This is a genomic window from Kocuria tytonicola (assembly GCF_003687455.1).
GTDB classification, from domain to species: Bacteria; Actinomycetota; Actinomycetes; order Actinomycetales; family Micrococcaceae; genus Kocuria; species Kocuria tytonicola.
This window is the reverse complement of sequence record NZ_PHOA01000099.1, coordinates 1-8,854: the sequence shown is the minus strand read 5'-3', so window position 1 is coordinate 8,854 and position 8,854 is coordinate 1. Positions and strand designations below refer to the sequence as shown.

2 protein-coding genes and 3 rRNA genes are annotated in these 8,854 nt (G+C 60.1%); all 5 read right to left on the bottom strand.

From position 1 onward, the window contains the following. Window positions 1-895, bottom strand: a protein-coding gene (locus CWC38_RS09795; protein WP_121846566.1) for an IS5 family transposase whose coding sequence is annotated in 2 segments (ribosomal slippage) — window positions 1-543 and window positions 545-895 — 894 coding nt in all. Because the reading frame shifts where the segments join, the coding sequence is not laid out codon by codon here. A 204-nt stretch (window positions 896-1,099) separates the two neighbouring features. Then, entirely contained in the window at window positions 1,100-3,106 is a 2,007-nt protein-coding gene (locus CWC38_RS09790; protein ID WP_121846565.1) for an acetoacetate--CoA ligase, read from the bottom strand. A 247-nt stretch (window positions 3,107-3,353) separates the two neighbouring features. Next, a 5S ribosomal RNA gene (gene rrf, locus CWC38_RS09785) occupies window positions 3,354-3,470 on the bottom strand. A gap of 237 nt (window positions 3,471-3,707) precedes the next feature. After that, window positions 3,708-6,832 (bottom strand): 23S ribosomal RNA (locus CWC38_RS09780). Between the two features lie 371 nt (window positions 6,833-7,203). Then, window positions 7,204-8,734: ribosomal RNA gene (locus CWC38_RS09775) — 16S ribosomal RNA — on the bottom strand. The 16S, 23S and 5S rRNA genes sit together here, the layout of an rRNA operon. Window positions 8,735-8,854 lie beyond the last annotated feature (120 nt).

The window sequence follows — 8,854 nt, the reverse complement described above, 5'->3', positions numbered from 1 at the left end:
CTAGGGCGTGTCTGACAAAGCCTTCGTCCAGGTGATGACGGAGTGCAGGATGATGGCGGCGCGGTAGGTCACAGCGTGTTTGTCGTACCGGGTTGCGATGGCGCGCCATTGTTTGAGGTGGCAGTAGCTGCGTTCGATGACGTTGCGGTTCTTGTAGTCGTCGGCGTCAAGGCTGACGGGCCTGCCCCCGCGTGAGCCGCGCCGTCGCCGGTGGCCTTCCTGGTCCTCGGGTTCGGGAATGACGGCCTTGATCCCGCGGGAGCGTAGGTGCGCGCGGATCGCTCGTGAGGAGTAGGCCTTGTCGCCCCGAAGCGCGTCGGGCCGGGTGCGGGGGCGTCCTACCGCCCGTGCCACGCGCAGCTGGTCCATGAGCGGAATGAGCATCGGCGAATCGCCTGCTTGTCCGGGAGTCAGCAGTGTGACCAGGGATCTTCCGTGGCCGTCGACGAGTTGGTGGATCTTCGTTGACAGCCCGCCGCGTGAGCGGCCCACGGCGTGTTCAGGCGGCTCGAGGCCCGGATTCTTGTAGTTCGATCCAGCCCCCTGTGAGGCGGGTGGTGTTCGTTGCGTGCTGGTGGGCGCGCGCGATCGTCGAGTCGACCGACAACGACCAGTCGATCAGACCTGCCGCGTCAGCAGCAGTAGTTAGTTCGGCGTGGATGCGGTCCCAGGTTCCGTCATCGGCCAGGCGCCGGTGCCAGGTCCATACCGTTTGCCACGGCCCGTACACCGTGGGTAGATCGCGCCAGGCGATGCCGGTGCGGTAGCGGTACACGATGCCCTCAACCATCGTGCGCGCGTCGGAGAACTTGCGGCCCGGCTTGCCCGTCGGGCGGGGCAGCAACTGCGCGATCAGTGACCACTGGGCATCCGAGAGAACCTGAAAACGTGACACGCCACGATCGTTTCAGACCCCGCCACCAACCTTTGTCAGACACGCCCTAGCGGCAGCCCCCGGCAGTCCGACGACCCACTCCACGGCAACCACGGCCGAGGAGGTCATGGTGCAACGGGGGCCACGTCCCGGCCCCGCACCCGCGACCGGTCCGACCGCGGCCCGGGGCGCGGGCGCCTCCGCTCCCCGGAGGCAGCACTCTTCTCAACGGGTTGTCACGTCGTTCGCATGCCGTCGCGCGGCCTCCGCGTACCAGTCCAGCACCTCCGGGTCCTCTGCCGTCGCACGGTTGAGCGAGCTCGGGTCCGCCCCCTGGTACAGCTTTTTCACGGGGATCTCCAGGAGCTTGCCGGTGCGTGTTCTCGGGACGGCGGGAGCCTCGATGATCTCGTCCGGAACGTAACGCGGGGAGACCTGCTCCCGGATCGCGTCCACAATGCGCTGCTTCAGCTGATCGGTGACTCTCGTACCGGGAACGGGTACCACGAACAGCGGCATGTAGTAGTCCCCGCCCGCCAGTTCCGCACCGATCACCATGGAGGCGGCCACCCCGTCCACGCGGTCCACGACGTGGGTGAGGTCCGCGGACCCCATCCGGATGCCACCGCGGTTGATGGTCGAGTCGGAGCGGCCGTGCACCACGAACGGTCCCTCCGGCAGCTGGGTCACCCAGTCTCCCTGGCGCCAGGCGCCGGGGAACATGTCGAAGTAGGCGGCACGGTACCGCGAGCCGTCCTCGTCACCCCAGAAGAAGACCGGCATGCTCGGCATGGGCTTGGTGATCACCAGCTCGCCCACCTCGCCGTACACGCGCTCTCCCTGGGCGTTCCACGACTGCGCGTCCACGCCGAGGTACGGGCCCATGATCTCGCCCCGGTACACGGGCTGGTACGGGTTCGTGCCGATGAACGCACTCGTGACGTCCGTGCCTCCCGAGTCGGAACCGAGCCGCACGGTCGGTGACACCGAGGAGTAGACCCAGTCCCATGTGGCGTCCGGAAGAGGCGACCCCGTCACCAGGATCGACTCCAGCGCCGAGAAGTCCATGCTCACGTTCGGGGTCACCCCGGCACGCTGCGCCATGGACAGCACGCCGGCACCCGCGCCGAAGAACGTGGCACGGTTCCGGGCGACGATCTCGAAGGACTTCTCCGGGCCGCCGAACGTGGGCGACCCGTCGTAAGTGATCACCCGAGCGCCCGTGAGCAGGATCCCAGCCAGCATGTTCCACACCATCCAGGTGGTGGCCACCGCGTAGTAGGCCACGTCCTCGGGGCCCAGACCGGCGTGGAGTCCCAGGGCTTTCAGGAACTCGAGCGTGACGCCACCGTGGGAGTGGACAATCCCTTTAGGTTTACCCGTGGTGCCCGACGAGTAGAGGATCCACAGGGGGTGGTCGAACGGAAGCTGTTCGTAAGAAGGATCGGAGGGCACCGCGAGGATGTCGGAGAGCCGCGTGACACCAACCGGAAGCTCTGGGAGCACGGGCGATGACTCCAGCTGGTCAACCACGATGAGTTGCTCCACGGTGGGAAGCACGGTCAGCAGCGCCGCATAGGACCCGGTCATGTCACGCACGGACCCCGCGAACTCGTAGCCGTCCACCACGAGCAGCACCCGCGGTTCGATCTGCGCAAACCTGTCCGCGACACCCGCGGGACCGAAGTCCGTGTTGACCACGGACCAGACGGCCCCCACCGAGGCCGTGGCCAGAAGCGCCAGGATCGTCTCGGGGATGTTGGGGAGTACACCCGCCACGCGATCCCCGGGGCGCACGCCGGCTTTTCGCAGATGCTGGGCCAGCGAGGCCACGCCCGCTTCGAGCCGGGTCCACGTCCACGCCCCCGCCCGGGCCGTCTCGTGCTCTCCCACGATCGCAACATCGTCCGGTCGGCTCCGTGCCCAGCGCAACGAGTTCTCCGCGTAGTTCAAGCGCGCACCGGGGAACCACCGCGCTCCCGGCATCACGGGATCGTGGAAGGCGCGCGCGCCGGTGGAGGACGCCTCCACCTCGAAGAACTCCCACACGCCCCGCCAGAACTCGTCCGGCTGATCCACCGACCAGGTATGCAACACCTCGAAACCAGAAAGATCCCTCTCGAACCGCTTCTCCGCCCACCGGGCGAAGCCGGCCATCCGAGACCGGCACACCGATTCCTCGGTGGGTGACCACAGGAGGGCACGCTGTCCCTCGTCCGACCCCTGAGACATGATCTGGTCCTCCCCGTGACCGCAGCCTCCTCTTTGAGGCAGCACGTGGTGGAAACCTACCAGCCGCGGGGCCGCCCTGCCTCAATGGGGAGCACTGGAAAGGCTCAAGCGCCACCAGCGGTACCCAGCTGAGTCATGGAGTCACGGGTGCCGGCGTTCATCGAGCCGGGCGCGAGCCTGCTGTTAAATGTGGGGAGGCCCCACACCATTGCTGGTGTGGGGCCTCGACCCTCTTTTCTGACGTGTATTCCGGCGGTGACTTACTCTCCCACACCCTACCGAGTGCAGTACCATCAGCGCTGTGGGTCTTAGCTACCGGGTTCGGGATGGGACCGGGCGTTTCCCCCACGCTATAACCACCGGAAACCTACCCCACCCACACCACCCCACACACACCAGGACCGGGTCCCGAGGTGTCAAGGGGTTGCACGAGTGGAAACCTTTGGGCGGTTTCCCATGACAACCATGGAAAAACAATCTCTTCTTCTGTCAACCACACTCCCCCACACCACCCCCACCCATAAGGGGCGGGTCGTGTGCGGGTTGTTGGTGGTCAACCACATAGTGAACGCGAACACCACACTCATGATGATCATTGTGTGTGTATAAGTCTTCGGTGTATTAGTACCAGTCAGCTCCACGCCTTACAACGCTTCCACACCTGGCCTATCAACCCAGTCGTCTACTGGGCACCTCACACCCCCGTAAGGGGGTCAGGAAATCTCATCTCGGAGCAAGCTTCCCGCTTAGATGCTTTCAGCGGTTATCAATCCCGAACGTAGCTAATCAGCGATGCTCCTGGCGGAACAACTGACATACCAGAGGTTCGTCCGTCCCGGTCCTCTCGTACTAAGGACAGGCCTCCACAAATTTCCAACGCACGCAGCGGATAGGGACCGAACTGTCTCACGACGTTCTGAACCCAGCTCGCGTACCGCTTTAATGGGCGAACAGCCCAACCCTTGGGACCAACTCCAGCCCCAGGATGCGACGAGCCGACATCGAGGTGCCAAACCATGCCGTCGATATGGACTCTTGGGCAAGATCAGCCTGTTATCCCCGAGGTACCTTTTATCCGTTGAGCGACGGCCATTCCACAATGTACCGCCGGATCACTAGTCCCGACTTTCGTCCCTGCTCGAGCTGTCACTCTCACAGTCAAGCTCCCTTGTGCACTTACACTCAACACCTGATTGCCGACCAGGCTGAGGGAACCTTTGGGCGCCTCCGTTACTCTTTAGGAGGCAACCGCCCCAGTTAAACTACCCATCAGGCACTGTCCCTGACCCGGATCACGGGCCGAAGTTAGATGTCCAGAGTGACCAGAGTGGTATTTCAACAACGACTCCACCACCACTAGCGTGATAGCTTCACAGTCTCCCACCTATCCTACACAAGCCACACCGAACACCAATACCAAACTATAGTAAAGGTCTCGGGGTCTTTCCGTCCTGCTGCGCGAAACGAGCATCTTTACTCGTACTGCAATTTCGCCGAGTTCATGGTTGAGACAGTAGGGAAGTCGTTACTCCATTCGTGCAGGTCGGAACTTACCCGACAAGGAATTTCGCTACCTTAGGATGGTTATAGTTACCACCGCCGTTTACTGGGGCTTAAATTCTCCGCTTCGACCCGAAGGGTCTAACAGGTCCTCTTAACCTTCCAGCACCGGGCAGGAGTCAGTCCGTATACATCGTCTTACGACTTCGCACGGACCTGTGTTTTTGATAAACAGTCGCTTCCCCCTAGCCTCTGCGACCCCAACCAGCTCACACCGCGTGGGTGATCACCAACCGAGGCCCCCCTTCTCCCGAAGTTACGGGGGCATTTTGCCGAGTTCCTTAACCATGATTCTCTCGAACGCCTTAGTATTCTCTACCTGATCACCTGTGTCGGTTTGGGGTACGGGCGACTAGAACCTCACGTCGATGCTTTTCTTGGCAGCATAGGATCACCGAATCCTCTCACCTAAGAGAGTCCCATCACATCTCAGGCACACAACCCGCGGATTTACCAACGGGTCACCCTACATGCTTAGACCAGGACAACCATCGCCTGGCTCGGCTACCTTCCTGCGTCACACCTGTTAACACGTTTACCTCCCCGGATCAGGTCCCAGCCTCACCACACACGCCGTGTACCACAAGGGCACACGATCACGGCGGATCGGGTGGTTAGTATCCCCGGTTCAGTAGGGTCGGTTCTTCGTCGGTACGGGAATATCAACCCGTTGTCCATCGACTACGCCTGTCGGCCTCGCCTTAGGTCCCGACTCACCCAGGGCAGATTAGCTTGACCCTGGAACCCTTGATCATCCGGCGGACGGGTTTCTCACCCGTCTATCGCTACTCATGCCTGCATTCTCACTCGTTGAGGTTCCACCACTGGGTCACCCCGCAGCTTCACTACCCCAACGACGCTCCCCTACCCACAACACCACCTCAACCACAAACGGCTCAGCTTCACGGTGTCATGCCACAACTTCGGCGGTGTACTTGAGCCCCGCTACATTATCGGCGCGGAATCACTTGACCAGTGAGCTATTACGCACTCTTTCAAGGGTGGCTGCTTCTAAGCCAACCTCCTGGTTGTCTCAGCAACTCCACATCCTTTCCCACTTAGCACACGCTTAGGGGCCTTAGTTGATGGTCTGGGCTGTTTCCCTTTCGACTATGAAGCTTATCCCCCACAGTCTCACTGCCACGCTAGAACTTGACTGGCATTCGGAGTTTGGTTGACGTCAGTAACCTTGTAGGGCCCATCAGCCATCCAGTAGCTCTACCTCCAGCAAGCAACACGCAACGCTGCACCTAAATGCATTTCGGGGAGAACCAGCTATCACGGAGTTTGATTGGCCTTTCACCCCTACCCACAGCTCATCCCCTCCATTTTCAACTGAAGTGGGTTCGGTCCTCCACGCGCTCTTACACGCGCTTCAACCTGGCCATGGGTAGATCACCCCGCTTCGGGTCTAGATCACGCCACTCACAACGCCCTATTCAGACTCGCTTTCGCTACGACTACCCCACACGGGTTAATCTCGCGACGTAACACTAACTCGCAGGCTCATTCTTCAAAAGGCACGCTGTCACCCCTAAAGGCTCCAACGGCTTGTAAGCACACGGTTTCAGGTACTATTTCACTCCCCTCCCGGGGTACTTTTCACCATTCCCTCACGGTACTGATCCGCTATCGGTCATCAGGAAGTATTCAGGCTTACCAGGTGGTCCTGGCAGATTCACACGAGATTTCACGGGCCCCGTGCTACTCGGGAACAACGTCACACCACGACAATGACAGTTTCGTCTACGGGACTCACACCCCCTACGGTCTGGCACTCACCACCAGTTCGACTACCACCACGCCACAGCGCCCGGGGTGGCGACCCCGAGAACAACGCATCCCACAACCCCGATCATGCAACCCTCGCCAGGTATCACACACAACCGGTTTAGCCACCATCCGCTTTCGCTCGCCACTACTCACGGAATCACTATTGTTTTCTCTTCCTATGGGTACTGAGATGTTTCACTTCCCCACGTTCCTCCTCGCACCCTATGAATTCAGATACGAGTGACCACGCATGACACGCAGCCGGGTTACCCCATTCGGAGACCCTCGGATCACAGCTCGTTTATCAGCTCCCCGAGGCTTATCGCAGATTTCCACGTCCTTCATCAGCTCCTGATGCCAAGGCATCCACCGTGTGCTCGTAACAACTTATACGCCACACAACACAAAACAATCATCAAAGAACACACCACACACCCCACCAAGGAGGTGCACGGCGTCAAAGATGCTCGCGTCCACTATGTAGTTGACAAACAACAACCCACCAGCACAGCAACCACCAGGACAACCATCCCAGCGCCACCATGCTGCGGGAAACCAACCAACACCAGCGTGTTGATCGACAACCCAACAATGTGCCACCACACCACCACCCCGACACCACCACCAGACCGTGCTGGCGGAGTTCCCGTACCGGGGAGCAGTGTGTCCGCTTGCTGATATTCCACCCATGAGCATCAACCACCCCCCACCACAACGATGGGAGTGTGGGTGCCGGCCACACGGCCAGCCACAGTGCTCCTTAGAAAGGAGGTGATCCAGCCGCACCTTCCGGTACGGCTACCTTGTTACGACTTAGTCCCAATCGCCAGTCCCACCTTCGACGGCTCCCCCCACAAGGGTTAGGCCACCGGCTTCGGGTGTTACCAACTTTCGTGACTTGACGGGCGGTGTGTACAAGGCCCGGGAACGTATTCACCGCAGCGTTGCTGATCTGCGATTACTAGCGACTCCGACTTCACGTGGTCGAGTTGCAGACCACGATCCGAACTGAGACCAGCTTTTTGGGATTAGCTCCACCTCACGGTATCGCAACCCATTGTACTGGCCATTGTAGCATGCGTGAAGCCCAAGACATAAGGGGCATGATGATTTGACGTCATCCCCACCTTCCTCCGAGTTGACCCCGGCAGTCTCCTATGAGTCCCCACCATCACGTGCTGGCAACATAGAACGAGGGTTGCGCTCGTTGCGGGACTTAACCCAACATCTCACGACACGAGCTGACGACAACCATGCACCACCTGTACACCAGCCCCACAAGGGGGAAAGACCATCTCTGGCCCGGTCCGGTGTATGTCAAGCCTTGGTAAGGTTCTTCGCGTTGCATCGAATTAATCCGCATGCTCCGCCGCTTGTGCGGGCCCCCGTCAATTCCTTTGAGTTTTAGCCTTGCGGCCGTACTCCCCAGGCGGGGCACTTAATGCGTTAGCTACGGCGCGGAAAACGTGGAATGTTCCCCACACCTAGTGCCCAACGTTTACGGCATGGACTACCAGGGTATCTAATCCTGTTCGCTCCCCATGCTTTCGCTCCTCAGCGTCAGTAACAGCCCAGAGACCTGCCTTCGCCATCGGTGTTCCTCCTGATATCTGCGCATTTCACCGCTACACCAGGAATTCCAGTCTCCCCTACTGCACTCAAGTCTGCCCGTACCCACTGCACACCCGGGGTTAAGCCCCGGGCTTTCACAGCAGACGCGACAAACCGCCTACGAGCTCTTTACGCCCAATAATTCCGGACAACGCTTGCGCCCTACGTATTACCGCGGCTGCTGGCACGTAGTTAGCCGGCGCTTCTTCTGCACGTACCGTCACTTTCGCTTCTTCCGTGCTGAAAGAGGTTTACAACCCGAAGGCCGTCATCCCTCACGCGGCGTCGCTGCATCAGGCTTCCGCCCATTGTGCAATATTCCCCACTGCTGCCTCCCGTAGGAGTCTGGGCCGTGTCTCAGTCCCAGTGTGGCCGGTCACCCTCTCAGGCCGGCTACCCGTCGTCGCCTTGGTGAGCCATTACCCCACCAACAAGCTGATAGGCCGTGAGCCCATCCAAAACCAGTAAAACCCTTTCCACAACACACCATGCGATGCACTGTCATATCCAGTATTAGACCCAGTTTCCCAGGCTTATCCCAGAGTCAAGGGCAGGTTACTCACGTATTACTCACCCGTTCGCCACTCATCCACCCAGTGCAAGCACCAAGCTTCAGCGTTCGACTTGCATGTGTTAAGCACGCCGCCAGCGTTCGTCCTGAGCCAGGATCAAACTCTCCGTCAAAAAAATTCAACAGAAACCACCCACCACAACGTGGCAAGCAGGATCCCAGCTGACACCCAACACCCCAGGAAAACGGGAAAACACCTGCAAGGCATTGGGCCATCAACCAAAAACAATCAA

Excerpts from the sequence above, each read along its gene's own strand:
- CWC38_RS09790 (WP_121846565.1), bottom strand. The coding sequence starts at position 3,106 with ATGTCTCAGGGGTCGGACGAGGGACAGCGTGCCCTCCTGTGGTCACCC.